This is a genomic window from Pseudomonas solani (assembly GCF_026072635.1).
Classification (GTDB): domain Bacteria; phylum Pseudomonadota; class Gammaproteobacteria; order Pseudomonadales; family Pseudomonadaceae; genus Metapseudomonas; species Metapseudomonas solani.
The window spans coordinates 5,912,790-5,939,439 of record NZ_AP023081.1 but is presented as its reverse complement, the minus strand read 5'-3'; the positions used below and the strand labels follow the sequence as shown (position 1 = coordinate 5,939,439).

Here is a 26,650-nt window from a genome sequence, read left to right as displayed (position 1 = left end):
CGAATGAATTCGCTCCCACGGGGTGCTGCCCGGTGGGGTGGGGCATTCCCGTAGGGTGGGCTTCAGCCCACCAGGGGGCTTCAGGCGATGCCGAGGCACATGTATTTCTGTTCGATGTAGTCGTCGATGCCGTACTTCGAGCCTTCGCGGCCGAGACCGGATTGCTTGATGCCGCCGAAGGGGGCGACTTCGGTGGAGATGAGGCCTTCGTTGACGCCGACCATGCCGTATTCCAGGGCTTCGCTGACGCGCCAGGCGCGGCCGAGGTCGCGGGTGTAGAGGTAGGAGGCGAGGCCGAATTCGGTGTCGTTGGCCAGGGCGATGGCCTGTTCCTCGGTGTCGAAACGGAAGATCGGCGCCAGGGGGCCGAAGGTTTCATCGCGGGCCACCAGCATCTCGGCGGTCACATCCCCCAGCACCGTGGGCTCGAAGAAGCTGCCGCCCAGGGCGTGGCGCTTGCCACCGGCGAGGAGGGTGGCGCCCTTGGCGAGGGCGTCGGTGATGTGTTCCTCGATCTTCTCCACGGCCTTGGCGTTGATCAGCGGGCCCTGCTGGGCGCCGTCCTCGTCCGCCGGGGCGACCTTGAGGGCATTGACCGCGGCCACCAGGCGCCGGGCGAACTCGTCGTGCACGCCGCTCTGCACCAGCAGGCGGTTGGTGCAGACGCAGGTCTGCCCGCTGTTGCGGAACTTGGAGCCGAGGGCGCCCTGCACGGCGGCGTCGAGGTCGGCGTCGTCGAAGACGATGAAGGGGGCGTTGCCGCCCAGTTCCAGGCTGACCTTCTTGATGGTTTCGGCGCATTGCGCCATCAGCAGCTTGCCGATGCCGGTGGAGCCGGTGAAGGAGAGCTTCTGCACCCGCGGGTTGCCGGTGAGCTCGCCGCCGATCTCCCGCGAGCGGGTGCCGGTGACGATGTTCAGCACCCCGGCGGGGAGGCCGGCGCGCTCGCCCAGTTCGGCCAGGGCCAGGGCGGACAGGGGCGTCTCCGAAGCGGGTTTGAGCACCACGGTGCAGCCGGCGGCGAGGGCCGGACCGACCTTGCGGGTGATCATGGCGTTGGGGAAGTTCCAGGGGGTGATGGCGGCGACCACGCCTATGGCCTGCTTGATCACTACCAGCCGGCGGCCGGGCTTGTCGTGGGGGATGACGTCGCCGTACACGCGCTTGGCTTCTTCGGCGAACCATTCGATGAAGCTGGCGCCGTAGGCGATCTCGCCACGGCTCTCGGCCAGGGGCTTGCCCTGTTCCCAGCTGAGCAGGTGGGCCAGGTCTTCCTGATTGGCCATGATCAGTTCGTACCAGGTGCGCAGGATGCTGCTGCGCTCCTTGGCGGTGCGGGCGCGCCAGGCGGGCAGGGCGGCCTGGGCGGCGTCGATGGCACGGGCGGTTTCGGCACGGCCGAGGGAAGCGACTTCGGCGATCAGCTCGCCGTTGGCCGGGTTGGTCACGGCGAAGCGGCCTTCGTCGTCGGCTTCGATCCATTGGCCGTTCACGTAGGCCTGTTCGCGCAGCAGGTTGAGGTCGTTGAGTTTCATCGGTCTGCCTTGTTTCGGACGGTCCATGCCCGTTCCCGGGCCTGCGAGCAGGGCCGGGTCGGGCTGTAAGAGGTTGAGGGTGTTCGGCTCAGTAGACGCTGCCGGCGCTGGATTGCGGGGCGGGCGTGCCCTTGAAGCGGCCGGCGAGGGCCTGCAGGGACTTCATCAGCAGGCTGGTGTCGACGCCGACGGCGACGAAGGCGCAACCCAGTTCCAGGTAGCGGCGGGCCAGGGTCTCGTCGGCGCTGAGGATGCCGGCAGCCTTGCCGGCACGGCGGATGCGCGCGATGGCATCCTCGATGGCGGCCTGCACCTCGGGATGCCCGGGGTTGCCACGATGGCCCATGGCGGCGGAAAGGTCGGCCGGGCCGATGAACACACCGTCGACGCCCTCGGTGGCGGCGATGGCATCGAGCGCGGCGAGGCCGTCGAGGTTTTCGATCTGCACCAGCAGGCACATCTGCTCGTCGGCCTGGTCCAGGTAACCGGGCACGCTGTTCCAGCGCGAGGCGCGGGCCAGGGCGCTGCCAACGCCACGGATGCCGGACGGCGGGTAGCGCATGGCGCGCACCAGCTCGGCGGCCTGGGCGGCGGAATCCACCATGGGCACCAGCAGGGTCTGCGCGCCGATGTCCAGCAGCTGCTTGATCAGCACCGGGTCGCCGATGGGCGGGCGGATGATCGGCTGCGACGGGTAAGGCGCCACCGCCTGCAGCTGGCCGAGCAGGCTGCGCAGGTCGTTGGGCGCGTGCTCGCCGTCGATCAGCAGCCAGTCGAAGCCGGCGTTGGCGGCCAGCTCCGCGCAATAAGGATCAGCCAGGCCGAGCCACAGGCCGATCTGCGCGTCGCCGGCCAGGAGGCGTTGTTTGAAGGTGTTGATGAGGGTGGGCATGGGAAGCTCCTTGGGAAGCTGGAAGCTGGAAGCTGGAAGCTGGAAGCGCGCACGAACCGCCTTTTCTTCCAGCTTCAAGCTCTAAGCTTCCAGCTCAAGTTCATACAAACCGACAGGCAATCGAGCCCAGTTGGTCGTAGTCGACGTGGAAGGTATCGCCGGGGTTGGCGGCCACCGGGCGGGTGAAGGAGCCGCCGAGGATGATCTGCCCGGCTTCCAGGGTGATGTCGTAGGGGGCCAGCTTGTTGGCCAGCCAGGCGACGCCCTTGGCCGGGTGGTTGAGCACGGCGGCGGAGACGCCGGATTCCTCGATCACGCCATTGCGGTAGAGGATCGCCGGGATGCGCCGCAGGTCTAGCTCGGTGGGGCGGATGGCGCGCCCGCCCATGACCACGCCGGCGTTGGCGGCGTTGTCGGAGATGGTGTCGAAGACCTTGCGGGTGGCCTTGGTGTCCGGGTCCACCTGCTGGATGCGGGCGTCGATGATTTCTAGGGCGGGGATCACCCATTCGGTGGCGTCGAGCACGTCGAACAGGGTGCAGTTCGGCCCGCGCAGGGGCTTGCCGAGGACGAAGGCCAGTTCCACTTCCACGCGGGGGACGATGAAGCGCTCGAAGGGGATGTCGCTGCCTTCGTCGAAGAACATGTCGTCCAGCAGCGCGCCGTAGTCCGGCTCGGTGATGTTGGAGGACACCTGCATGGCGCGGGAGGTGAGGCCGATCTTGTGGCCCACCAGCTTGCGGCCGTCACGGATCTTCTGCTCCACCCAGGCGCGCTGGATGGCGTAGGCGTCCTCGATGGTGATCTCGGGGTGGTCCAGGGAGAACTGGCGCACCTGCTGGCGCGAGCGCTCGGCGGCGTCTAGGCGGGCGGCGGATTGCTGGATGATGCTGGCGTCGAGCATGGTGAGTCTCTCTTAGCGTGGGTTGACCAGGGCGGCCGGGGTGCGCAGCACCAGCAGGCCGCCGAGGGCGATGAGGAAGGCCAGCAGGAACAGGGCGAGGCTGGCGCTGTGGGTGGTGTCGCGCATCCAGCCGATCAGGTAGGGCGCGAGGAAGGCGGCGATGCTGCCGAAGGAGCTGACCAGGGCGATGCCGGCGGCCTGCACCCGCACCGAGAGAAAGGCCGGCGGCAGCTGCCAGAACATCGGCAGGGCGGCGCTGGCGCCCATCCCGGCGATGAGCAGGCCGGTCATCACCGGCAGCACGCGGTCGGGGAACAGGCCGGCCAGCACCAGGCCGCTGGCGGCCATGAGCAGGGGCACGCAGAGGTGCCAGCGGCGCTCGCGCAGGCGATCCGAGGAACGCCCGAGGGCGACCATGAAGAAGCACCCGGCGAGGTAGGGGATGGCGCTGAGCAGGCCGACGTTGCGGTCCTGGGCGATGCCGGCGCCGTGGATCAGCGCAGGCATCCAGAAGGCGATGGTGTTCACCGCCAGCATCACCGCGAAGTAGATCGCCACCAGCAGCCAGACGTTGCGGTCGCGGAAGATGCCGCTGAACGAGGTGATGGTCTTGCCGCGCTCTTCGCCGGCCATCTGCTGGCGCAGGCTGTCCTTCTGCTGCGCGTCGAGCCAGGCGACCTGCTCGAAACCGTCGGGCAGGGCGCGCCATACCAGCAGGCCGAGCAGCACCACCGGCAGGCCTTCGATGAGGAACATCCATTGCCAGCCGCGCAGGCCCATGAAGTCGTGGAAGCCGTCGAGGATGCTGCCCGACAGCGGGCCGCCGATGACGCCGGCCATGGGCACGGCGATGGCGAACAGGGCGATCATCTGGCCGCGGCGCTGGGCCGGGAACCAGCGGTTGAGGTAGACCAGGATGCCGGGGAAGAAGCCGGCCTCGGCCACGCCCAGGAGGAAGCGCAGGGTGTAGAAGCCGGTGGCGCTTTCCACCAGCAGCATGCTGGTGGACATCAGCCCCCAGGTGACCATGAGGAGGGCGATCCAGCGGCGCGGGCCGACCCGCTCCAGGGCGATGTTGCTGGGCAGGCCGAACAGCGCGTAGGCGATGAAGAACAGGCCGGCGCCGAGGCCGTAGACGGTGTCGCTGAACTGCAGGTCGGCGCTCATCTGCAGCTTGGCGAAGCCGATGTTGATGCGGTCCAGGTGGGCGAACAGGTAGCAGGTCAGCAGCAGGGGCATCAGGCGCCAGCCGATGCGACGGAAGGTCAGGTCGTCGGCGCTGGCGTGGGACAGGGGCAGGGATTTCGCTTGGCTCATGGTTTTGTACTTCTTGGAGTTGCCAATGACGGGTCGGGGGTGGGGCGGTGGTCAGCCCGCCTGCCCCTTGAGGAACGCGTGGACGTTGTTGTGCTTGTAGTTGAGCTCCGGGTGCAGCTCGGTGAGTTCGAAGGACAGGGCCAGCAGGCGCGAGGCCTGGAGTTCGGCGAAGTGCGCCTTGATCACCTCGAACAGCGCATCGGCGACCTGGCGGCGGGTTTCCAGGTCACGCCCGGCGCCGACCTTGAGGCTCATGTGGACGAAGGCGTAGTCGTGCTTGCCGTCGGCCATGCGCCAGGTGTCCAGGCGCACCGCGCGGCTGCGGATGCCGCCGAGGGGGAAGACGCCGGAGTCGCCCAGGCAGGCGTGGACCTTTTCGAACAGGCCGGGCAGGTCGGCCTCGCGTTCGATGTTGTCGGTGTATTCGGCGATGAAATGGGGCATGGGGTCCTCCTCTGGTGCGGATGGCGGTTGCGCATCCGCCACCGGCTGGCGTGGCGTTCAGGGGGCGTGGCGGCGGGCGTGGGGCCCGCCGCCACGGGTGCTACAGGCGGCTGGCGGAAGCGACGCCGGCCGGGTTGGAGGCTTGCGCTTGCGGGATGGTCGAGCCGTCCTGCGGGGTGACCGGGAACACGGCGTTGAGCTGGCCGGTGCCGGAGGCGGCGAAGTAGGGGGTGATGACTTCGGCGTGGCCGTCGTACTTCGACCAGCCGAGGGCGCCGAGCAGCATCGCGGTGTCGTGCATGAAGCCTTCGCCGTGGCCCTTGGCCGCGTACTCGGGGAGCATGCCGCAGAACTCCTCCCACTCGGCGCCTTCCCACATCTGGATCACGCGCTGGTCGAGGGTTTCGAGGAAGGGGCTCCAGATCTTGGTGGCGAACTCCGGGGCCTGGCCGTTCTGGGCGAAACGATGGGACAGCGAGCCGCTGGCGAGGAAGGCCACGGTGCCGTCGTAGTGCTCTTCCACCGCCTTGCGCATGGCCCAGCCGAGGCGGGCGCTGTCGTTGAGGTAGTGGGAGGTGCACAGGGCGGAGACCGAGATCACCTTGAAGTGCTGGTCGGTGTTCATGTAGCGCATGGGCACCAGGGTGCCGTACTCGGGCGCCAGGGTGGTGGCGTCGTGGGCCATGGTCTCCACGCCGTAGCGGTTGCATTCCGCGGCCAGCAGGTGGCCCAGCTCGGGGTTGCCGGGGAAGCCGTACTCCATGTTGGCGATGAAGTGCGGCAGCTCGTTGCTGGTGTACAGCCCCTGGAAGTGCTTGCCGCAGTTGACGTGGTAGTTGGCGTTCACCAGCCAGTGGGTGTCGAACACCACCAGGGTGTCCACGCCCAGCTCGCGGCAGCGCCGGCCGATCTCGATATGGCCGTCGATGGCCGCCTTGCGGAAGCCCTTGCGCGGGCCTTCGAGCTCGCTGATGTACATGGATGGAACGTGGGTGATCTTGGCAGCCAGAGCGAGTTTGCCCATGGTCGTTCTCCGAGTGGAAGGCCCGCCGCCGGGCCTTCAGGGTTCATTGTGATTGTCGGTGCACGCTCGGTAATCGTTATCCTGCGCCCCTTCCTCGAAGGCGAGAAGGGGCGCGGCGCCTCACAATCCCCAGCGAGGGATGTGGTGGCTGCCCATGGAAATGCAGACGTTCTTGATCTCGGCGAACACTTCGAAGCTGTATTCGCCGCCTTCGCGGCCGGTGCCCGAGCCCTTCACGCCGCCGAAGGGCTGGCGCAGGTCACGCACGTTCTGGCTGTTGATGAAGACCATGCCGGCCTCGATGCCACGGGCCAGGCGGTGGGCCTTGCCGATGTCCTGGGTCCAGATGTAGGAGGCCAGGCCGTATTCGGTGTCGTTGGCCAGTTGCAGCGCTTCGGCCTCGTCCTTGAAGCGGATCAGGCAGACCACCGGGCCGAAGATCTCTTCCTGGGCGATGCGCATGCGGTTGTCGACGTCGGCGAACACCGTGGGCTGGATGAACTGCCCCTTGGCCAGGTGCGCCGGCAGGCCCGCCGGGCGATCGAGGCCGCCGGCCAGCAGGGTGGCGCCTTCTTCCATGCCGATGCGGATGTAGCCGGTGACCTTGTCGTAGTGGGCCTGGGTGATCATCGAGCCGACCTGGGTCTTCGGGTCCTGCGGGTCGCCGACGATCAGGCGTTTGGCGCGGGCGGCGAACTCGGCGACGAAGCGGTCGTAGACGGTTTCCTGGATGAAGATGCGGCTGCCGGCGGTGCAGCGCTCGCCGTTGAGCGAGAAGATGGTGAACAGCGCGGCGTCGAGGGCGCGATCGAGGTCGGCGTCATCGAAGATCAGCACCGGGCTCTTGCCGCCCAGTTCCATGGAGTACTTCTTCAGGCCGGCGGTCTGCATGATCTTGCGGCCTGTGGCGGTGCCGCCGGTGAAGGAGATGGCGCGCACGTCCGGGTGGCGGACCAGGGCGTCGCCGGCGGTGGCGCCGTAGCCCTGCACCACGTTGAGCACGCCCTTGGGAATGCCGGCTTCCAGGGCCAGGCGGCCCAGTTCGTTGGCGGTCAGCGGCGACAGCTCGCTCATCTTCAGCACCGCGGTGTTGCCCAGGGCCAGGCAGGGCGCGGTCTTCCAGGTGGCGGTCATGAACGGCACGTTCCACGGCGACACCAGCCCGCACACGCCTACCGGCTGGTAGAGGGTGTAGTTGAGCATCTGGTCGTCCACCGGGTAGCTGTGGCCGTCCATGCGGGTGCAGACCTCGGCGAAGAAGTCGAAGTTGTGCGAGGCGCGGGGGATCAGCACGTTCTTCGTCTGGTGGATCGGCAGGCCGGTGTCCAGGGTTTCCAGCTCGGCCAGTTGCGGCACGTTCTGGTCGATCAGCTCACCCAGCTTGCGCATCAGCTTGGCGCGCTCCTTGGCTGGGGTGTTGGCCCACTTGGGGAAGGCGTCCTTGGCGGCGGCGACGGCAGCGGCGATCTCTTCGGCGCCACCGCTGGCGACCTCACCGATGGCCTCGCCTGTGGCGGGGTTGTAGTTGATGAAGACGTCTTTGCTTTCGACCTCGCGGCCATCGATCCAGTGCTTGATCATGTTCAAACCTCGTTGTTACGGGACGCGAAGAACTCGGCTTCGCTGACGATGCGGTTGACCAGGCGGCCGACGCCTTCCACTTCCACCACCACTTCATCGCCCGGCACCACGTCGGCCAGGCCCTCCGGCGTGCCGGTGGCGATCATGTCGCCCGGCTGCAGGGTCATGAAGCTGGAGAAGTATTCGATCAGGTAGGGGATGTCGAAGATCATGTCGGCGGTGGTGCCTTCCTGCTTCAGCTCGCCGTTGATCCAGGTGCGCAGCTTGAGCTTCGAGGGATCGGGCACCTCGGCGGCGTCGACGACCCAGGGGCCGACCGGGGTGGTGCAGTCGCGGTTCTTCACCCGCAGGTTGGGCCGGTAGTAGTTCTCCAGGTAGTCGCGGATGGCGTAGTCGTTGCAGACGGTGTAGCCGGCCAGGTACTGCAGGGCGTCCTCGCGCTTGACGTTGCGCGCGGGCTTGCCGATTACCGCCACCAGCTCGCACTCGTAGTGCATGTAGGCGACGTTGTCGGGGCGCCAGGTGACCTGGTTGTGGCCGGTGTAGGTGCCCGGCGACTTGATGAAGGCCAGCGGCTCGGTGGGCGCCTTGAAGGCCAGTTCGGCGGCGTGGTCGGCGTAGTTCAGGCCCAGGGCGAACATGGCGCCGGTGGCCGGGGGTAGCCACTCGACGGCGTCTTCCGCGAGCAGGCGGCCGTCGGCCAGGCGCACGGCGTTGCCGGCCTCGACCGTGACCGCGTGGATGTCGCCCTGATGGCGGATGCGTGCGTGTTTCATCTGCGTCTCCTTATTCCGCGACCAGGGTGCTGGTGAGCCGGCCGAGGCCTTCGATCTCCACCACCACTTCATCGCCGGGGCGCACGTCGACGCGGCCCTCGGGGGTGCCGGTGATCAGCACGTCGCCTTCGTGCAGGGTCATGAACTCGCTGATCTCGGCGATCAGTTGGGGAATGCTGCGCACCAGGTTGGCGGTGGTGTTTTCCTGGCGCAGTTCGCCGTTGACGAACAGGCGCAGGGGCAGGGTGTGCGGATCGGCGATCTCGCTGGCCGGCACCACTTCGCTGGCCAGGGGGCAGAAGCCGTCGCGGCACTTGGCCTTGACCGCCGGGCGGTAGTAGCTGTCTTCCGGCAGGCTGAACTCGTTCACCACCAGGTAGCCGGCGACATGCGCCATGGCGTTCTCGGCGCTGACGCGGCTGGCGTTGCGGCCGATCACCACGCCGAGGGCAGGGCCCGGCTGCAGGCGTTCGACGTCACGCGGGTAGGGCACCGGCTGGCCGTCGCCATTGCGGGTGTTGGAGGTCTTGATGAACAGCACCGGCTTGACCGGTGGCTTCTGGTAAGGGGGGTGGTCGAACTCGGCCAGTCGGCTTTCGAGCAGGCCCTGGTAGTTCAGCGCGACGCCGAACAGGGTGCCGGTAGCGACTTCGCTGGTTGCGCGACGCATGGGTTCACTCCTGAAGCAGTGGGGTCATCCCCGGATAAAAGAAGGTGCGCGCTGACGGTGGGAAGCGGCACCCGAAGTCATTTCGTTAACATGCTAACTTTATAATTAATATATTAACGATGATCAAGCCCTACCAAAGGACGATTCGATCGTTGAGCCATTAGAAACCCCGGCGCGGCCGGCGGATTGTCCATTCCTGCCACGGGCTTGACCGGGTGTGACAAAGCGCGCGGGGCGGCTGGCAGGGTTTGCGTCGTGCCATCGGTTGTTGCTTAAATCCGCCATCGCGTTCATCCGGAGCACACATGGCAGCGCCCAGACCTTCCCTGACCCTGACCCTCTTGCAGGCACGCGAGGCGGCCATGGGATTCTTCCGCCCGCTGCTCAACCAGCACGGGTTGACCGAGCAGCAGTGGCGGGTGATCCGCATCCTGCGGCAGAACGGCGAGATGGAGAGCCACCAACTGGCCCACCAGGCCTGCATCCTCAAGCCGAGCATGACCGGGGTGCTGGTGCGCATGGAGCGCGACGGCATCGTCCGCCGCTGGAAGTCCCCGCAGGACCAGCGCCGCGTCTATGTCGGGCTGACCGAAGTGGGGCAGCAGTGCTTCGTGTCCATGAGCGACGGCATGGAGAGCAACTACCAGCGGATCCAGGCGCAGTTCGGCGAGGAGAAGCTGCAGCAGCTGCTGGGCCTGCTGAACGAACTCAAACAAATAAAACCCTGATAGAGATCGGGTGAGGCTGCGGGCCATGGCGTCTTCCCCGATCCCCAACATCGACATCGGCCAGGTCTACGACCAGCGCTACGCCGATGCCGACGTGCACTACGAGCAACTGGGCCGGCTGGCCGACTTCTTCGGCCGCAACATGCCGGTGCACCGCCACGACCGCTTCTTCCAGGTGCATTACGTAAAGAGCGGCTCGGTGCGCGTCTACCTGGACGAGCAGCAGTACCACCGCCAGGGGCCGCTGTTCTTCCTCACCCCGCCGACCATTCCCCATGCCTTCGTCACCGAGGCGGATGCCGATGGCCATGTGCTGACCGTGCGCCAGCAACTGGTGTGGCCGTTGCTGGAGGCCGGGCTCGGGCTGGCTGCCGGGCCGCAGATCGGTGCGGTGTGCGTGGCCTTCGATGAGCTGGATGACAGCTTCGCTGCCGAGGTGCAGCGCCTTGATCAGCTGTTCGATTACCTGGGCGAGGAGTTCCGCACCGAGCGCTCCGGCCGGGGCGAAAGCCTGGAGGCGCTGACGCGGCTGATCTTCATCAGCCTGCTGCGCCTGTCCACCCGCTCGCTCAAGGCACAGCCGGCACGGCGTGATGACCTGCAGTTCTTCCACCGCTTCAATGCGCTGATCGAGGAGCACTACCCGCAGCACTGGGCGCTGGCTGAGTACGCCGGGCAGATTGGCGTCACCGAGGCGCGGCTCAACGACATCTGCCGGCGCATCGCCGGCCTGCCGTCCAAGCGCCTGGTGCACGAACGACTGATGCAGGAGGCGCGCCGCCTGCTGCTGTTCACCGGCAGTTCGGTGAACGAGATCTGCTACCAGCTCGGCTTCAAGGACCCGGCCTATTTCAGCCGCTTCTTCTCCCGCCATGCCGGCATCACGCCCGGTGAGTACCGGGCGCGTAACGGCGGGTAGGTTTGTGCGGGCTTCGTTCCTGGGCTGAAGCCCAGGCTACAAGAGGCATGGAGCATGGGGCACCGTAGCCCGGGCTTCAGCCCGGGGAGCCGTGGCACAGAGCTTCGCGGATGAATCCGCTCCCACGGGGCGTGCGCCGGGCATGGGTCTTGTAGGAGCGAGCTCTGCTCGCGAAGCGCTTGTGATGTATCGCTTCGCGAGTGAACCGGCCCTACGCACAGCACCGTAGCCCGGGCTTCAGTCCGGGAAATCCTTGCACATTGCTTCGCGGATGAATCCGCTCCCACGGGAGCAATCACCAGCGGAATCGCATGAAAATCCGGAGCTCTTGTAGGTTGGGCTGAGGTACGAAGCCCAACGTTGCCAGGCCGAACATCGCTGCGTTGGGCCTCGCTGCGCTCGGCGCCAACCTACGGCACGGCTCCGGGCCCCGAGCACGAAAGGTGGACCGGTGAAGCGGGGTCCACCCGCGTGCGCTGTGCCGCAATCCCCCGCGGGGCAATCAGAACAGCGGCAGGGTGTAGCCGATGATCAGGCGGTTTTCGTCGACATCGGTGCGCAGGCCGTCGCCGGAGCGGAAGGTGGCGTTGCGCAGGCGGATGTTGAGGCCTTTGAGCGAGCCGTCCTGGAAGGTGTAGACCAGGTCGGTGTCGCGCTCCCATTCGCGGCCGTCCTGCACGGTGGCGGTCTGCACGTGCTTGCCGCTGACGTAGCGGGTCATGAAGGTCAGGCCGGGCACGCCGAGGGCGACGAAGTCGAAGTCGTAGCGCGCCTGCCAGGCATCGGTCTCGGCCTTGGTGAAGACGTTGAAGGTCACCAGGTTCACCGAGTAGGGGTCCAGGCCCGGGTAGGCGAAGTCACCGTCGCCGGAGAGGTTCTGGTAGCCGAGGCCGAATTTGTGGGCGCCCATGCCGAGGGTGACCATGCCGTTGAAGAAGCGGTTGTCGATGCGCCCGCCGTCCACCCGCGCGGCGCTGCGGTAGCGGTGCTCGCCGTCCTCGCCGGTGTCGAAGTAGCGCAGGTCGGTCTTCAGGGTGACGCCCTCGCCGAGGGTGGCGTTGTGCACCAGGCCGAGGTAGTGCTGGCGATAGATGTCCTGCATCTGTGCGTGGTAGTAGCTCAGGGTCAGCGCCGGGTTGAGGGCGTAGCTGCCGCCGAGCAGGTCCAGGTGCGCGCTTTCCACGCCGCCGTAGTTCATCTCGTCGTTGCTCGACGAATCCCGCAGGTTGATCTTCTCCAGCCGCCCCAGGTTGAGGGTCAGGCCGTCCACTTCCTGGGAGGTGAGCAGGCCGCCGGCGTAGGTGGAGGAGAGCAGGCGCACGTCGTTGTACGCCGCCACCGGCAGCTGCGGCTGCAGGGTGCCGATGCGCAGCACGCTCTTCGAGGCGCGCAGCTTGGCGGTCAGCCCCAGCTCGCTGTAGTTGTCCTCCGGCTCCAGGCTCTGGGCGCCATAGGCCAGCAGGCCGGTGCCGCGACGGTCGCGGCTCGAGTCGAGCTTGATCGCCACCTGGCCGATGGCGTCCAGGCCGACACCAATGGTGCCTTCGGTGAAGCCGGACTCGAAGCGCGCGGTGAAGCCCTGGGCCCATTCCTCGGCCTTGGCCTGGGCGGCGCCGCTCTGGCGGAAGTCGCGGTTCATGTACATGTTGCGCGCTTCGATGCTGGCCTTGCTGTCCTTGACGAGGTCCGCGTGGGCGGTGCCGGCGAGGCTCGCCAGCAGGCAGGTGAGTACGGGGGCGGAGCGTATTTTCCTGGTCATTGTTCTTGTCTCTAGGAAAGGTGTGTCGGAAGCCTATCGCCACGGTCTGGCCGCTGCGATGGCACGCGCAATCTAGTCATTAATTAAAATATTAACAATATGACCGGGTGGCGATTGGACAGGCCTTTAATGAGATATGACATGAATATATCTACATAAATATATGAAAAATAACGATTTAAAATTCTTAAAGTAAAACCTTAGCCTTTAGTATGCCCCTGGTTTCGGCTTCTTTCTGTTGACAGGCAAGCGATAAAAATTAATGTATTAACGTAATTCGCTTCCCAATGCCGCCAGCGCCCACACGCATGGCTACAACAACAAGACGGAGCTATCGCCATGAAATCCCTCGCAATTCCCGCCCTCTGCGCGGCGCTGTTCGGCGCCGCCTCGGCCCAGGCCGAAACCATCACCCTGAAGGTCGCCCACTTCCTGCCGTCCACCTCCAATGCCCAGGCGAACATCATCGAGCCCTGGTGCGAACAGCTGCGCCAGGAGTCGGCCGACCGCCTGAAGTGCCAGCTCTACCCCTCGATGCAACTGGGCGGCACGCCGGCCAAGCTGGCGGACATGGCGCGCAACGGCGTGGCCGATATCGTCTGGACGGCCCCGGCCTATTCCGCCGGCAAGTTCCCCCGTGTCGAGGCGCTGGAGCTGCCCTTCGTGCTGCCCATGGGCGGCAAGGCCGGCAACGCGATCATCTGGGACTTCTACGAGCGCTACGCCCGCGACGACTTCAAGGGCTACAAGGTGCTGGTGGTGCACGGTGACGGCGGCATGAGCCTGCACACCCGTGGCAAGCCGGTGCGCAGCCTGGCCGACCTCGCTGGCCTCAAGCTGCGTGCCTCCAGCCGCACCGCGGCGAAGACCGTGGAAAGCCTGGGTGCGACCCCGGTGAGCATGCCGCCGGCGCAGATGACCGAGGCGATCTCCAAGGGCGTGGTCGATGGCGCCCTGGCTGCCTGGGAGGTGGTGCCGGCGACCAAGCTGGACGAGGTGACCCAGTACCACAGCGACGTGCCGGCCTGGCAGCCCGCCTTCGGCTACACGGTGCTGACCCTGCTGATGAACCAGCGCAAGTTCGACAGCCTGCCGGCCGACCTGCAGGCGATCATCGAGCGCAACAGCGGCAAGGCGCTGTCCGAACGCTTCGCCAGCGCCTGGGACGTGGCCACCGACAAGGCCCACGACGCGACCCCGGCCGAGGGCCTGGTGGTGCTGGACCAGGCCGCCTACGGCGAGATGCGCCAGGCGTCCGAGAGCGCGGTGCAGCACTGGATCAGCGAGGCGGACGGCAAGGGCCTGGACGGCAAGGCGCTGGTCGAGGCCGTGCGCTCCCTGGCCGGTTCGGGGCACTGAGGCCATGAAGGAGTCGCTGCATTTCGATATCGAAGCCGGCGAGCAGGGGGGCCTGGTACGCCAGGCCCTGTTGCGCGTCACCCACGGCTTCGCCCTGGCCGGCGGTGCCATCCTGCTGGCGCTGGTCGGCATGTCGGTGGTGTCCATCGTCGGCCGCAAGCTGTTCTCCACGCCCATCCGTGGCGACATGGAGCTGATGGAAGTGGGCGCCTCGGTGGCCATCGCCGCCTTCCTGCCGCTGTGCGAACTGCGCGGCACCCATATCCGCGTGGATGCGCTGACCAACTGGCTGCCCGCCGGCGTGCGCCTGTGCCTGGACGCCTTCGCCCACCTGCTGTGCTGCGCGGTGGCCTGGTTGCTGGCCTGGCGCACCGGTCTGCAGATGCTCGACAACCGCGAGTTCGGCGATGCCACCACGCTGCTGTCGATCCCGTTGTGGATTCCGCTGGCGCTGATCGTGCCGAGCCTGGTGCTGCTGGGCATCTGTGCCCTGGCCCGGGTCGCCCAGGTGCTGCGCGGTGCGGGAGGTGAAGCATGAGCGGCCTGGCCCTGGGGCTGATCGCGCTGGCGATCACCATGAGCATGTTGCTGCTGCGGGTGCACATCGGCCTGACCATGCTGGTCGGTGGCGCGGCGTGTTTCTGGGCGGTCAACGACGGCGACCTGTCGAGCCTGCTGTTCACCCTCAACGACCTGGCCTATTCGCGCCTGTCCAACTACGACCTGGCGGTGATCCCGCTGTTCGTGATGATGGGCCAGTTCGCCACCCATGGCGGGCTGTCGCGCTCGATCTTCCGTTGTGCCTCGGCCTTCATCGGCCACTGGAAGGGTGGCATGGGCATGTCCGCCATCGGTGCCTGCGCGGGCTTCGGCGCCATCTGCGGCTCTTCCCTGGCCACCGCGGCCACCATGAGCCACGTGGCGCTGCCGGAGCTGCGCCGGCACAACTATTCCGGGCGCCTGGCCACGGCCACGGTGGCTGCGGGGGGCACCCTGGGCATCCTGATCCCGCCGTCGGTGCCGCTGATCATCTATGCCGTTCTGACCCAGGAATCCATCGCCAAGCTGTTCGTCGCTGCCGTGGTGCCGGGGGTGATCGCCATCATCGGCTACCTGCTGGTGCTGCGGATCATGGTGTCGCGGGACGAATCCCAGGCCACCGTCTCGCCCAAGGCCTCGTTGGCCGAGCGGGGCAAGGCGCTGGTCAACGTACTGCCGGTGGTCGGGGTGTTCCTGGTGGTGATCGTCGGCATCTACGGTGGCTGGGCCAACCCCACCGAGGCGGCTTCCATCGGCGCGGCGGCCTGCGGCGTCCTCGCCTTCACCCAGGGCGGCATGCGCTGGAAGGGCATGCGCGCCAGCCTGCTGGGCACGGCGGAAACCTCGGCGATGATCTTCCTCGTGCTGCTGGGTGCCGACCTGCTCAACTCCGGCCTGGCGCTGACCCAGATGCCCGGCGAGCTGGCCGCCTGGGTGATCGGCAGCGGCCTGGCACCGATGCTGGTGCTGGTGATCATCCTCGGCCTCTACCTGGCGCTGGGCTGTGTGATGGATTCCCTGGCGATGATCCTGCTGACCATCCCGATCTTCTACCCGATGATCATGGGCCTGGATTTCTTCGGCCTGAGCGACTCCGACAAGTCCATCTGGTTCGGCATCCTCGCCTTGATGGTGGTGGAGATCGGCCTGATCCACCCGCCTCTGGGGATGAACCTGTTCATCGTCCAGCGGGCCGCCGGCAACGTGCCCTACGGCGAGACCGCCAAGGGCATCGTGCCGTTCCTCTGCTCGGACCTCGCCCGCATCGTGCTGCTGGTGGCCTTCCCGAGCCTGAGCCTGTGGCTGCTGAGCCTCTGATCGTCCCTCGCTGCACCTGGCCGCCTGCGGGCGGCCTTTTTTCGTCCGCCATACCCGGCCTCTCGTCCATCGAACGCCCAGGAACCCACCCATGATCGCCCACCCCAAGCGCCTGATCCTGCTGCTCGCCGCCCTGGTGGCCTTCGGGCCGCTGTCCATCGACATGTACCTGCCGAGCCTGCCGCTGATCGCCAGCGACCTGGCGGCTTCGGAGGCGCAGGTGCAGATGAGCATCGGCCTGTTCCTCGCCGGGCTGTGCCTCGGCATGTTGCTCTACGGGCCGTTGTCGGATCGCTTCGGCCGGCGGCCCTTGCTGCTGGGCGGCATCGCCCTGTACCTGGTCGCCAGCCTGGGTTGTGCGCTGGTCGCCGAGGTCGAGCAGCTGCTGGCCTGGCGCCTGTTGCAGGCCCTGGGCGGTGCGGCTGCCTCGGTGCTGGCGCGGACCATCGTGCGCGACCTGTTTCCCCTGGGGGACGCCGCCCGGGTGCTGTCGCTGATGCACCTGGTGACCATGTTCGCCACCCTGGTGGCGCCGTTGCTGGGCGGCTACCTGATGCTACTCGCCGGCTGGCGCTCGCTGTTCCTGCTGCTGATGGCCTTCTCCGGCCTGTGCCTGGCCCTGGTGGCGCTGAAGGTGCCCGAGAGCCATCCACCCCAGGCGCGCAGCCGCTCGCTGGGGGCGGCCTTCCTCGCCTACGGGCACCTGGCGCTACGGCCCCGCGCGCTGGGCTACATCTTCTGCATGGGCAGCGGCTTCGCCGGGATGTTCGCCTTCATCACCGCCTCACCCTTCGTCTACATCGGCCACTTCGGGGTTTCGCCCCAGGGCTATGGCTGGCTGTTCGGCCTGAATATCGCCGGGATCATCCTGGCGACCACGCTCAATGCGCGGCTGGTCGGGCGCCTGGGGCCGCGCCGGCTGCTGTTTCTCGGTGCGCTGGTGGCGGCCACGGCGGGGCTGGCCCTGGCGCTGCTGGTGGGCCTGGGGCTGGGTGGCTTGGTGGCGATCGTGGTGTGCGTGGCGCTCTACGTCAGCGTCACCGGCATGCTCGGGGCCAACTGCCTGGCCTCGCTGCTCGCCGAGTTTCCCGAACGTGCTGGTGCGGCGGCGGGGTTGGCGGTGGCCACCCAGTTCGGCCTGGGCACCGCGGCCAGCGCGCTGGTGGGCGGCCTCCATGACGGCACGGCGCTGCCCATGGCGCTGGTGATGGCCGGCTGTGGCGCCTGTTGCCTGCTGGCGGCGCTGTTCGCCCGGCGCAGAGGGGGGGGTGTCGCCTAGGCCGCGACCTGGCGCTGATGGTTCGCCAGCCACAGACAGTAGCCGAGCAACAGCGCGCCCCCCAGTGCCAGCACCGGCGGGGCGCCGAGGTGCGAGGCGAGCAGGCCGGCGCAGAGGCCGCCGAGGGCGTCGAAGCCGAAGCGGGTCGAGGTGTAGAGCGCCACGACGCGGCCGCGCAGGGCCTCCGGTGCGCTGCTCTGCAGGATGATGTTGGTGCCGACGTTGCTGCAGGAGATGCCGAAGCCGAGCACCGCCATGGCTGCCAGCGACAACGGCAGCTGGGTGCTCCAGGCGAAGGCCAGCATGGCCAGGCCGCAGGCGCAGGAGGAGAGCAGGATCAGCCGCGACAGGGCGCTGCCGCCGCCGTGGTTGGCCAGGACGATGGTCGACAGCAGCGAACCCAGCCCGGCTGCGCCCCAGAGCCAGCCGAGGGTGGTGGCGTCGCCGCCGAAGATGTCCTTGGCGAACACCGGCAGCAGTACCACGTAGCTGGAGGCGGTGAGGTTGAGGGCCAGCACGCTGAGGATCATCAGGCGGATCTTCGGGTCGCGGCGCGCGTAGTCCAGACCCTCGCCGAACACATTGCGGAAGGTGCCGGTGGCCCGTGGCGTCGGCGCCATGCGCACCCACAGCAGCCCGGCCATCAGCGCCAGGTAGGAGGCGGCGTTGAGGGCGAAGCACACCGCCTCGCCAACCAGCCCCAGCAGCAGGCCGGCCAGGGGCGGGCCGATGAAGCGCGACAGGGTGAAAAGCATGGCGTTGAGGGCCAGGGCATTGGGCAGGTCGGCCTTGTCGTCGACGAACCGGCTCAGCAGCGATTGGCGCAGCGGCGTGTCCACCGCGTTGAGCACGCCGAGCAGGGCGGCCATGGCCACCAGCAGCGCCGGGGTGATCAGGCCGCTGGCGGTGAGCCCGGCCAGCGCCAGGGCCTGCAGGCCGAGCAGGCCCTCGACGGCGATCAGCAGGCGGCGCTTGTCGTGGCGGTCGATCCAGGCGCCGGCGAAGGGGCCGACCAGCAATTGCGGCAGCAGGGCGACGCAGGTGGTGATGCCGAGCAGCGCGGCGGAGCCGGTGAGCCGGTAGACCAGCCAGGCCAGCGCCACCTGCTGGATCCAGGTGCCCAGGGTGGAAATGCAATGACCGGTGAAATACAGACGGAAGTTGCGATGGCGCAAGGCGCGCAGGGCGTTGGGCAGTTGGGGCATCGGCGGGCTTTCGGGCTGGGCTGGAGGCGGGTTTCTCGGGGGTGAATGCTAAAGGAAAAGGCGGATCGTTAACACATTAATCGTTCCCCGCCGGGGATTTCTTCGGAGAACGCTTTTTCGCCATGGAAAGTGCAATCGAGTATCCGGATCGTGCATTTTTAGCCATCGTTCACATCTTCATAATGGGCCCCAGGTTACCGGAATCAGCCTCTTCGCCCCACGCGGCGAGGGCCGGCCCAACCGGTGGCGACTAACAATAAATAGACCGGGTATCCACATGAAAAAGCCAAATCCTCTGCTCGAAGACCTCCGTGCCATCCTGCCTGCCATCGCCGCCAATGCCGCCCGTGCGGAGCAGGAGCGCATGGTGCCCGCCGAGAACATCGCCATGCTCAAGGGCATCGGCATGCACCGCGCCTTCCAGCCCAAGGCCTACGGTGGCCTGGAAATCTCCCTGCCCGAGTTCGCCGACTGCGTGGTGGCCCTGGCAGGCGCCTGCGGCGGCACCGCCTGGGCCTTCAGCTTGCTGTGCACCCACAGCCACCAGATGGCGATGTTCTCCAAGCGCCTGCAGGACGAGGTATGGGGCGAGAACCGCGACGCCACCGCGAGCAGCAGCATCGCGCCCTTCGGCAAGGCCGAGAACGTCGAGGGCGGCATCATCCTCAACGGTGAGCTGGGCTGGAGCAGCGGCTGCGACCACGCCGAATGGGCCATCGTCGGCTTCCGCCGCCCGGCGGGCGAGGGCGAGCCGCCGGTCTATTGCTTCGGCGTGGTGCCCCGTGCGGATTACGAGATACGTGACGACTGGTACGTCGCCGGCATGCGCAGCAGCGGCACCAAGACGCTGATCCTCAAGGACGTGTTCATCCCCGATCACCGCATCGAGGCGGCCAAGGACATGATGGAAGGCCGCTCCGCCGGCTTCGGCCTGTACCCGGACAGCAAAATCTTCTACGCCCCGTACCGCCCGTACTTCGCCAGTGGCTTCGCGGCCATCAGCCTGGGTGTCGCCGAGCGCATGCTGGTGGCCTATGCCGAGAAGACCAGGAACCGCGTGCGTGCCTACACCGGCGTCAGCGTCGGCACCGCCACCCCGGCCTTGATGCGCCTGGCCGAATCCACCCACCAGGTGGCCGCCGCCCGTGCGTTCCTGGAGAAGACCTGGCAGGAGCACGCCGAACACGCCGAGCGCCACCAGTACCCGGATCGCCCGACCCTGGCCTTCTGGCGCACCAACCAGGCCTACGCGGTGAAGATGTGCATCCAGGCCGTGGACCGCCTGTTCGAGGCTGCCGGCGGCACCGCCTGGTTCGACGCCAACGAGATGCAGCGGCTGTTCCGCGACTCGCACATGACCGGCGCCCACGCGTACACCGACTACGACGTCTGCGCGCAGATACTCGGCCGCGAGCTGATGGGCCTGGAGCCCGACCCGAGCATGGTCTGACCTGCTCCGCGCCACACTCCGTTCGCTCACCTGCCAACCGGGCGCGGGCCCGGTTGCGAGGAATCGCCATGACCCAACAGAACAATGAAGCGGGCTTCGACCCGCGTGCCTTCCGCCGTGCCCTGGGTAACTTCGCCACCGGCGTGACCGTCATGACCGCCGCCGCCGATGGCCGCCGCGTGGGCATGACCGCCAACAGCTTCAACTCGGTGTCGCTGGACCCGCCGCTGGTGCTCTGGAGCATCGACAAGCGCGCCACCAGCCACGAGGTCTTCGCCCGTGCCGGGCACTTCGCGGTGAACGTGCTGGCCGCCGACCAGATCGACATCTCCAACCAGTTCGCCCGCCCCAGCGACGACCGCTTCGCCGGCCTGCGCGTGGAGGAGGGTGCCGGTGGTGCGCCGCTGCTTGAGGAATGCGCGGCGCGCTTCCAGTGTGAGAAGTACCAGGAGCTGGACGGTGGCGACCACTGGATCCTGATCGGCAAGGTCGTCGCCTTCGATGATCTGGGCCGGGCGCCGCTGCTGTATCACCAGGGCGCCTATTCGACGGTGCTGCCGCACCCGCGCCTGCTGAAGAAGGACGAGGCCGCCACCCGCACCGCCTTCCAGGGGCGCCTCAACGACAACCTCTATTACCTGATGACCCAGGCCGTGCGCGGCTACCAGGAGGACTACCAGCCCCGGCAGCTGTCCACCGGGCTGCGCACCAGCGAGGCGCGCATGCTGATGGTGCTGGAGAAGGATGCGAGCCTGGGCATGGCCGCCCTGCAGCAACTGGTGAACATGCCGACGCGGGAGATCGAAGCGGCGGTGGACACCCTGACCCGCAAGGGCATGCTCGCCGGCGATGCCCAGGGCTGCAGCCTCACGCCCGCGGGCATGGACCAGGCGGAAACCCTCTGGGAGATCGCCGAGCGCCAGCAGGAGCGCGTCTTCGCCCGCTTCAGCCAGGAGCAGCTGGCCACCTTCAAGGAGATGCTGCGGGCTGTCGCCCGACTGGGCGAGGCCTGAGGCGGAATGCCGTGCGGGAGGCCTAGACGGCGTCCCGCATGGCGCGCAGGTCCAGGGCGTCCTGGTGCATGCGCTGGATGACGTCGAACAGCTGCTGGCGCAGGGACTCGTCGCCGATACGGTCGGCGGCGCGCATCACGGCGATGGCGGCGTCCTCGTTGTGGATGGCGACTCTTTCCAGGTTCTTGCGGAAGTCTCGGGTGGCGCGTGTCACGGGTAGGACCTCGGGGAAAACTGCGCGCAGTCTGGGGGATGAATGTTGCCGTGAAGTTGCAGCGGGCCGGCTTGGTAATGGCCTGCAACGGATTCCCCGGCGCAAAAAAAAAACCGACCTGCAAGAGGTCGGTATTACCCATATGGGCCTGCCAATCAGAAGCATTCTGCATGCATCCATCTGCCGTTGGATGCAAGGCCATGATCGTGGGATTGGATGACGGTTTCATGTCGCGCGTGTGACGTTTTCATTCGAGCGTGGGAAGCCATGTCCTCAGGACGTGGTCATGAGTCATCGGCTCTGCCTGTGAGGATTCAAGCGGAGGACCCGACAGGATCGTAGGGTGTGCCGTGCGCACCGCCGCACGGTGCTTCCGGCGAGTTCCAGGTGCGCGCAGCACACCCTACGCGCGAAGTGAGCGGCGGCTGCATGCTCCGAGGTCTGATTGCGCCCTCCGCCAGGGGAGCAAAAGCAAAGCCACGCTCTAACGTGGTATCGGTCCTGAGGGTAAAGCCCGTCGGTGACGGGAAGCCTTCGTGAACCACGGGCAGGCTTCAGGTAGCATCGGTTGCTTCGACGATCCCTGGTCCGCCTCGCAATGAATAAAGACGATATCCCGGCATTCAGTATCAGCACCCAGCTCACCATGCTCGGCCGCGACCCGGCGGAGCAGTTCGGCTTCGTCAACGCGCCGCTCTACAAGGGCTCGACCATCATCTACAAGACGCTGGATGACATCGAAGCCCGGCGCAGTCGCTTCTCCTACGGCACGGCCGGTTCGCCGACCATCGCCCACCTGGAGGACGCCTGGACCCAGCTCACCGGCGCCAAGGGCACCGTGCTGTCCACCTCGGGCCTGGGGGCCGTGGCGCTGGCGCTGTTCAGCACCACCAAGGCGGGCGACCACATCCTGATCCCCGACAGCGTCTACCGGCCCACGCGCAATTTCTGCAACCAGATGCTGGCCCGCTACGGCGTGACCACCACCTACTACGACCCGATGATCGGCGCCGATATCGAACGCCTGATCGGCCCGAACACCACCACCCTGTTCCTGGAAGCGCCCGGCTCGCAGAGCTTCGAGGTGCAGGACATCCCGGCCCTGGTGGAGGTGGCGCGCCGCCACGGGGTGAAGACCATCCTCGACAACACCTGGGCGACGCCGATCTTCTTCCGTGGCCACGACCACGGCATCGACCTGACGGTGGAGGCGGGCACCAAGTACCTGGGCGGGCATTCGGACATCCTGCTGGGGCTGGTCACCGCCAACGAGGCCTGCTGGCCAGCCCTGCGCGCCACCTACGACGCCATGTCGATGCTGCCCGGCGCGGAAGACTGCGTGCAGGCGCTGCGCGGCATGCGCACGCTGTTCCTGCGGCTCAAGGAAGCGGAGCGGCGTGGCCTGGAGATGGCCCGCTGGCTGAGCGAGCGCCCGGAGGTGTCCCGCGTGTTGCACCCGGCCTTCGAGAGCTGCCCCGGCCATGCCCACTGGAAGCGCGACTTCAAGGGCTCGTCCGGGCTGTTCTCCATCGTCCTGGCGCCGGGCTACACCCGCGATGGCCTGGCGGCGATGCTCGACAACCTGTCGATCTTCAGCATGGGCTTCTCCTGGGGCGGCTACGAAAGCCTGGTGATCCCCTTCGATTGCAGCACCTACCGCACCGCCACCCGTTGGGAGGCCGAAGGCTTCGCCTTGCGCCTGCAGATCGGCCTGGAAGACATGGACGACCTCAAGGGCGACCTGGCCCGTGGTTTCGCCCGCCTGGCCGCAGCTGGCTGAGACGCTGCGGATGGGCGGTCAGGAAGAGTCGCGCCCGGGCAGCAGCTGGCTGTAGGGTGCCTCGGCGCCGCCCGTGCGCCGTAGCAGGCGCACGTCGGTGACTTCGATGTTGCAGTCGGCGAGCCAATCCTGGATCGCTTCGCTGGAGCGGGACGGCCGTTTCTCGCCCGGGAACTCGAGGGTGTAGATGGAGAAGCCTATGGCCTTGATGTTGGGGATGTCCCGGGTGTTCATCTTCATGTGCCGGGGTTCACCCTTGAACCGGTAACTGATCAACCATTCCATAAGCGTCTGCGGACTCGATCGCACTGCATCGGTGCACTGGCGTACCGATGACCCCCTGATATCAGAAGTGGCAAACCTAGCAGAACGCGCCGCGCTGGCAATGCTAGCAATCTGCTGCAACCCGCGCCCTTGAGCATTGGCGGCACTTGGCGACGAAAGGCATGTCACGCCATGCAGCGGAAGTCGTTTTTAACGGTCGATTTTCCTATCGGTAGCCAGGGTTCGGGGGTCGTCATGTGCGGAGGCGTCGAGGTGGCGGGTCGTTTTACGGAAAGCGGCAGGGCGAGGCGGGTGTACTTCCTCAGCCCCAGGGCGGAACTGCCCGTGGTGCGACCCGATGGCTCCATCGAGTGGGTTCCCTGGGGGCGCCGGCCACGGCAGCCGGGGGCCTTGCCCGCCAGTGGCTGGGCGCGGGAGAACTGCATGACCCTGGAAGCCTGGGAGCCCTATCGCCCACAGGCGGTGAAGATCGCCGTGCAGCGCTACATGGAGAAGGACCGGGCGCAGCAGCCGCACTGGTTCGACCTGGTGGCGAGCCAGTGCCTGCAAGGCGTGCTGCTGGAGACCGAGCGGGAGCGCCGGGTCTATGTGGTGATCGGGCAGCCGCCGCTGGGCTGCGAATTCATCCAGGACCGTTGGCCGTTGATCTCGGCCTGATCCGGGCTAGCCGTCCACCCGGTGGGTGGTGACGCCGGAGACGCCGATCTCCTGGGAGGCGAGCACCTTGTTCTCGAAGGAGGAGCCGCCCAGGCTGCGGTCCACCTCCAGCTGCCCGCGGTGCTCGGCAATGATGTGCGCGAGGGCCAGCTCCAGGCCCATTTCCTTTTCCGTGTGGCGCACACGAAGGCTTCTTGGTGCGCCCCTGAGCTTGTACTGGATATCGAAGTAATGCATTGCAGCCTTCCTTGTTGGCGAACCTGGCTCTTTCTCCCGTTGCGATAGTGCAGCGGAAACCGGGGCCTGCGCCAGTGCGAAGCCGATCTTTCGTCGCAACGGCGAATGCCGGCGGCGACCGCAGATTGGAGCGATGCAGGGGCTTGCGGGTTCCGGTCGCGTGCAGCGCGGGTCGAGGAGGGCGGAAGGATGCGGGTTGCGACGGCGCGCCCGGGTGGTTGCCCGGGCGTGCCGCTGGGGTCACGCGCTCAGGGCGCGGGGTCGAAAGCTGCGGCGGTTGGCGATGGCAATGGCGAATTCCTCGCTCAGCACCTTGCTCAGCTGCCGGATGGACAGCGGCGACGACAGCTCGGCCTGGGTCATGCCGTGGATGGTGATCACGTCCAGATCGGTACGGCGGGTGAATTGCAGCGAGACCGTGCCGTTTTCCATGCGGGTCGCCTCGCACATGTAGGCGGGCATGTAGAGGGTGAAGAGTTTGCCGATATCGGCCATGGCGAGCGGCATGCGCGTTTCCTCCTTGAATGCGGTTGGGCTGACCACCTGGTCACGGCATCAGCGTAGGCGAAATCCAGTCGCTGTAAACACTGTCAGTGTGAGCCGTGCCACGACTCGAAAAGTGCCGTCCGTCACGTCCGCTTTTGCTGCCTTCAGGCCGCAACCCGCATGGATACAGGGTTATGACCACTTGGTCAGGAAATGAGGATTTCACTAGCGTATTTTTTGTATACAACCCTCTGGATATATGCAGACACTTTTGTTTACAGTGCGCCCACAACAACGACAAGAAGTGAGTGCACCTCCTCATGAACAAGCTATCCGAAGCTACGTCCGTCGCATCACGTCCGGAAGACGAGAACCTTGGCATCGGCGCCAACCTCGCCTACGGATTGCAGCATGTCCTGACGATGTATGGCGGCATAGTCGCCGTCCCGCTGATCCTCGGCCAGGCGGCAGGGCTAAGCCCTTCCGAAATCGGTCTGTTGATCGCCGCCTCGTTGTTCGCTGGCGGCCTCGCAACCCTCCTCCAGACCCTCGGCCTGCCGTTCTTCGGCTGTCAGCTGCCCCTCGTCCAGGGCGTGTCCTTCGCCGGCGTCGCCACCATGATCGCCATCCTCGGCAGCAACAACGGTGAGGGCGGCATCCAGTCGGTGCTGGGCGCGGTGATGGCCGCATCACTGATCGGCCTGTTGATCACCCCCATCTTCTCCCGCGTCACCAAGTTCTTCCCGCCCTTGGTCACGGGGGTGGTGATCACCACCATCGGCCTGACGCTGATGCCGGTGGCCGCACGCTGGGCCATGGGCGGTAACAGCCAGTCCCCGGACTTCGGCAGCATGACCAACATCGGCCTGGCCGCCATGACCCTGGGCATCGTGCTGCTGCTGAGCAAGATCGGCAGCTCCACCATCTCGCGCCTGTCGATCCTCCTGGCCATGGTCCTTGGCACCCTGATCGCCATGGCCCTGGGCCTGACCGATTTCTCCAAGGTCGCTGAAGGCCCGATCGTGGCGATGCCGTCGCTGCTGCACTTCGGCATGCCGACCTTCCACGTTGCCGCCATCCTGTCGATGTGCATCGTGATCCTGGTGACCCTGGTGGAAACCTCGGCCGATATCCTCGCCGTGGGCGAGATCATCGGCACCAAGGTCGACTCCAAGCGCCTCGGCAACGGCCTGCGCGCCGACATGCTGTCCAGCGTGCTGGCGCCGCTGTTCGGTTCCTTCACCCAGAGCGCCTTCGCCCAGAACGTCGGCCTGGTCGCCGTCACCGGTGTGAAGAGCCGCTACGTGGTGGCCACCGGTGGCCTGATCCTGGTCACCCTGGGCCTGCTGCCGGTGATGGGGCGCGTGGTCGCTGCCGTGCCGACCTCGGTACTTGGGGGCGCCGGCATCGTGCTGTTCGGCACCGTCGCCGCCAGCGGCATCCGCACCCTGGCCAAGGTCGACTACCGCAACAACATGAACCTGATCATCGTCTCCACCTCCCTCGGCTTCGGCATGATCCCGATCGCCGCACCGAGCTTCTACGAGCACTTCCCCGCCTGGTTCGAAACCATCTTCCATTCCGGCATCAGCTCGGCGGCAATCATGGCCATCCTGCTGAACCTGGTGTTCAACCAGTTCACCGCCGGTAACCCCGACCAGCCTTCGGTGATCTCCGCCGGCCACGAACGCAGCCTGCGCTACACCGACATCGCCGCGCTGAACGATGGCGATTACTTCCAGAACGGCAAGCTGTACGACGCCGAAGGTAACGAAGTGCCGCTGGCCGACGATGACGACCACCACGGCAGCCCGGCCCCAAGGCCGACGCGAAGCCAGGCGGACGCGGTGCACTGACGCACCCCCGCGATAAACCGGACCCGGCCCCAGTGGCCGGGTTCTTTATTTGGGGCATCGGCCACACCGGCCGGCACGTTCCCGTAGGAGCGAGCTCTGCTCGCGAAGCTTCTGCGGGAGGCATGCCTTGACAGCCATCCACCGGAGGGGGGCGTGTCTGCGAGGGGGAGGGTGCAGGAGAGGCAAGGGCGATGCTGCGCATCGCTTGGCGACTGAAATGGCTCTGTCTGCGTTAGCTGTTGTGGTTTTAAAGCAAGCGCTCAAGCACGGCCCTTTCCGGGCGTCCAAGAGTTCGTACCACCGCCACCGCATGGGTTTCGCTTCGCTCTACACCATCCTACGAAAGCCCGTGCGCACCACGTAGCGATGCGCTGGACGAAGAAAGTTGGAGCAGCCGCCAACGCCCCTCCAGGAGGCCGAACG

The 26,650-nt window shown here is 66.8% G+C and carries 26 protein-coding genes; 11 read left to right on the top strand and 15 right to left on the bottom strand.

The window, feature by feature from the left end; genetic code table 11:
* Window positions 1–80 precede the first annotated feature (80 nt).
* From PSm6_RS26830 to PSm6_RS26790, 9 genes are all read right to left on the bottom strand, one after another.
* Window positions 81–1,535 carry an NAD-dependent succinate-semialdehyde dehydrogenase gene (locus PSm6_RS26830; RefSeq protein ID WP_265168762.1) on the bottom strand — a complete coding sequence of 485 codons (1,455 nt, stop codon included), beginning with the start codon at window positions 1,533–1,535 and terminating at the stop codon, window positions 81–83.
* Between the two features lie 88 nt (window positions 1,536–1,623).
* Window positions 1,624–2,427 carry a 4-hydroxy-2-oxoheptanedioate aldolase gene (gene hpaI, locus PSm6_RS26825; RefSeq protein WP_265168760.1) on the bottom strand — a complete coding sequence of 268 codons (804 nt, stop codon included), beginning with the start codon at window positions 2,425–2,427 and terminating at the stop codon, window positions 1,624–1,626.
* A 100-nt stretch (window positions 2,428–2,527) separates the two neighbouring features.
* Window positions 2,528–3,331, bottom strand: a complete 804-nt coding sequence (gene hpaH / locus PSm6_RS26820) for a 2-oxo-hept-4-ene-1,7-dioate hydratase (protein WP_184489932.1) — start codon at window positions 3,329–3,331, stop codon at window positions 2,528–2,530.
* A gap of 12 nt (window positions 3,332–3,343) precedes the next feature.
* The gene (locus PSm6_RS26815) at window positions 3,344–4,648 is read right to left on the bottom strand and encodes an MFS transporter (protein ID WP_265168759.1); all 1,305 of its coding nucleotides are present in this window, start codon (window positions 4,646–4,648) and stop codon (window positions 3,344–3,346) included.
* A gap of 51 nt (window positions 4,649–4,699) precedes the next feature.
* Complete coding sequence (locus PSm6_RS26810) at window positions 4,700–5,092, bottom strand: 5-carboxymethyl-2-hydroxymuconate Delta-isomerase (RefSeq protein WP_184489934.1); 393 nt, start codon at window positions 5,090–5,092, stop codon at window positions 4,700–4,702.
* A gap of 100 nt (window positions 5,093–5,192) precedes the next feature.
* Complete coding sequence (gene hpaD, locus PSm6_RS26805) at window positions 5,193–6,116, bottom strand: 3,4-dihydroxyphenylacetate 2,3-dioxygenase (protein ID WP_265168758.1); 924 nt, start codon at window positions 6,114–6,116, stop codon at window positions 5,193–5,195.
* A gap of 120 nt (window positions 6,117–6,236) precedes the next feature.
* Window positions 6,237–7,697, bottom strand: coding sequence for a 5-carboxymethyl-2-hydroxymuconate semialdehyde dehydrogenase (gene hpaE, locus PSm6_RS26800; protein WP_021221081.1), 1,461 nt, complete (start codon window positions 7,695–7,697; stop codon window positions 6,237–6,239).
* Window positions 7,698–7,699: 2 nt separating this feature from the next.
* Window positions 7,700–8,473: a fumarylacetoacetate hydrolase family protein gene (locus tag PSm6_RS26795; protein WP_043244354.1), complete on the bottom strand. Its 774-nt coding sequence runs from the start codon at window positions 8,471–8,473 to the stop codon at window positions 7,700–7,702.
* Window positions 8,474–8,483: 10 nt separating this feature from the next.
* The gene (locus tag PSm6_RS26790) at window positions 8,484–9,143 is read right to left on the bottom strand and encodes a fumarylacetoacetate hydrolase family protein (RefSeq protein ID WP_043244353.1); all 660 of its coding nucleotides are present in this window, start codon (window positions 9,141–9,143) and stop codon (window positions 8,484–8,486) included.
* Between the two features lie 305 nt (window positions 9,144–9,448).
* On the opposite strand from PSm6_RS26790, the gene hpaR reads away from it, so the two are divergent.
* Together hpaR and hpaA are read left to right on the top strand one after the other, a co-directional pair.
* Window positions 9,449–9,871, top strand: coding sequence for a homoprotocatechuate degradation operon regulator HpaR (gene hpaR, locus PSm6_RS26785; RefSeq protein WP_021221078.1), 423 nt, complete (start codon window positions 9,449–9,451; stop codon window positions 9,869–9,871).
* 25 nt (window positions 9,872–9,896) lie between these two features.
* On the top strand, window positions 9,897–10,790 hold the full coding sequence (gene hpaA, locus PSm6_RS26780) for a 4-hydroxyphenylacetate catabolism regulatory protein HpaA (RefSeq protein WP_021221077.1): 894 nt from the start codon (window positions 9,897–9,899) through the stop codon (window positions 10,788–10,790).
* A gap of 502 nt (window positions 10,791–11,292) precedes the next feature.
* Here the strand turns inward: hpaA and PSm6_RS26775 are convergent.
* A complete protein-coding gene (locus PSm6_RS26775; protein WP_265168756.1) occupies window positions 11,293–12,549 on the bottom strand; it encodes an OprD family porin in 1,257 nt (418 codons plus the stop codon).
* Between the two features lie 339 nt (window positions 12,550–12,888).
* Between PSm6_RS26775 and PSm6_RS26770 the strand changes: the two genes are divergently transcribed.
* The 4 genes from PSm6_RS26770 (at window position 12,889) to PSm6_RS26755 (ending at window position 17,044) form a co-directional block, all read left to right on the top strand.
* Window positions 12,889–13,908, top strand: coding sequence for a TRAP transporter substrate-binding protein (locus PSm6_RS26770; protein WP_265168755.1), 1,020 nt, complete (start codon window positions 12,889–12,891; stop codon window positions 13,906–13,908).
* 4 nt (window positions 13,909–13,912) lie between these two features.
* Entirely contained in the window at window positions 13,913–14,446 is a 534-nt protein-coding gene (locus PSm6_RS26765) for a TRAP transporter small permease (protein WP_265168754.1), read from the top strand.
* The gene (locus PSm6_RS26760; RefSeq protein ID WP_265168753.1) at window positions 14,443–15,765 is read left to right on the top strand and encodes a TRAP transporter large permease; all 1,323 of its coding nucleotides are present in this window, start codon (window positions 14,443–14,445) and stop codon (window positions 15,763–15,765) included. The genes PSm6_RS26765 and PSm6_RS26760 overlap by 4 nt, the downstream gene beginning before the upstream one ends.
* Window positions 15,766–15,856: 91 nt before the next feature.
* Window positions 15,857–17,044 carry a Bcr/CflA family multidrug efflux MFS transporter gene (locus PSm6_RS26755; protein WP_265168751.1) on the top strand — a complete coding sequence of 396 codons (1,188 nt, stop codon included), beginning with the start codon at window positions 15,857–15,859 and terminating at the stop codon, window positions 17,042–17,044.
* Here PSm6_RS26755 and PSm6_RS26750 read toward each other — a convergent pair.
* Window positions 17,041–18,249, bottom strand: coding sequence for an MFS transporter (locus PSm6_RS26750; RefSeq protein WP_043244348.1), 1,209 nt, complete (start codon window positions 18,247–18,249; stop codon window positions 17,041–17,043). The two genes, PSm6_RS26755 and PSm6_RS26750, sit on opposite strands and share 4 nt — an antisense overlap.
* A 277-nt stretch (window positions 18,250–18,526) precedes the next feature.
* On the opposite strand from PSm6_RS26750, the gene PSm6_RS26745 reads away from it, so the two are divergent.
* On the top strand, window positions 18,527–19,699 hold the full coding sequence (locus tag PSm6_RS26745) for a p-hydroxyphenylacetate 3-hydroxylase oxygenase component (RefSeq protein ID WP_021221070.1): 1,173 nt from the start codon (window positions 18,527–18,529) through the stop codon (window positions 19,697–19,699).
* Window positions 19,700–19,767: 68 nt separating this feature from the next.
* A complete protein-coding gene (locus tag PSm6_RS26740) occupies window positions 19,768–20,712 on the top strand; it encodes a p-hydroxyphenylacetate 3-hydroxylase reductase component (protein WP_043244346.1) in 945 nt (314 codons plus the stop codon).
* Window positions 20,713–20,734: 22 nt separating this feature from the next.
* Here PSm6_RS26740 and PSm6_RS26735 read toward each other — a convergent pair whose 3' ends face one another.
* Complete coding sequence (locus tag PSm6_RS26735) at window positions 20,735–20,926, bottom strand: hypothetical protein (protein ID WP_021221068.1); 192 nt, start codon at window positions 20,924–20,926, stop codon at window positions 20,735–20,737.
* Window positions 20,927–21,524: 598 nt separating this feature from the next.
* On the opposite strand from PSm6_RS26735, the gene metC reads away from it, so the two are divergent.
* The gene (gene metC / locus PSm6_RS26730) at window positions 21,525–22,706 is read left to right on the top strand and encodes a cystathionine beta-lyase (RefSeq protein ID WP_043244344.1); all 1,182 of its coding nucleotides are present in this window, start codon (window positions 21,525–21,527) and stop codon (window positions 22,704–22,706) included.
* Window positions 22,707–22,724: 18 nt separating this feature from the next.
* On the opposite strand, the gene PSm6_RS26725 is transcribed toward metC, so the two are convergent.
* Window positions 22,725–22,991 (bottom strand): hypothetical protein, encoded by a 267-nt coding sequence (locus PSm6_RS26725; protein ID WP_021221066.1) that lies wholly within the window; start codon window positions 22,989–22,991, stop codon window positions 22,725–22,727.
* Window positions 22,992–23,414: 423 nt separating this feature from the next.
* Here PSm6_RS26725 and PSm6_RS26720 point away from each other — a divergent pair, with 423 nt between their 5' ends.
* Complete coding sequence (locus PSm6_RS26720; RefSeq protein WP_021221065.1) at window positions 23,415–23,648, top strand: hypothetical protein; 234 nt, start codon at window positions 23,415–23,417, stop codon at window positions 23,646–23,648.
* Between the two features lie 6 nt (window positions 23,649–23,654).
* On the opposite strand, the gene PSm6_RS26715 is transcribed toward PSm6_RS26720, so the two are convergent.
* The gene (locus tag PSm6_RS26715; protein WP_148304300.1) at window positions 23,655–23,885 is read right to left on the bottom strand and encodes a hypothetical protein; all 231 of its coding nucleotides are present in this window, start codon (window positions 23,883–23,885) and stop codon (window positions 23,655–23,657) included.
* A 240-nt stretch (window positions 23,886–24,125) separates the two neighbouring features.
* Entirely contained in the window at window positions 24,126–24,392 is a 267-nt protein-coding gene (locus PSm6_RS26710) for a hypothetical protein (RefSeq protein ID WP_043244343.1), read from the bottom strand.
* A 299-nt stretch (window positions 24,393–24,691) separates the two neighbouring features.
* Between PSm6_RS26710 and PSm6_RS26705 the strand changes: the two genes are divergently transcribed.
* Window positions 24,692–26,227, top strand: coding sequence for a nucleobase:cation symporter-2 family protein (locus tag PSm6_RS26705; RefSeq protein ID WP_021221062.1), 1,536 nt, complete (start codon window positions 24,692–24,694; stop codon window positions 26,225–26,227).
* Window positions 26,228–26,650: the final 423 nt, after the last annotated feature.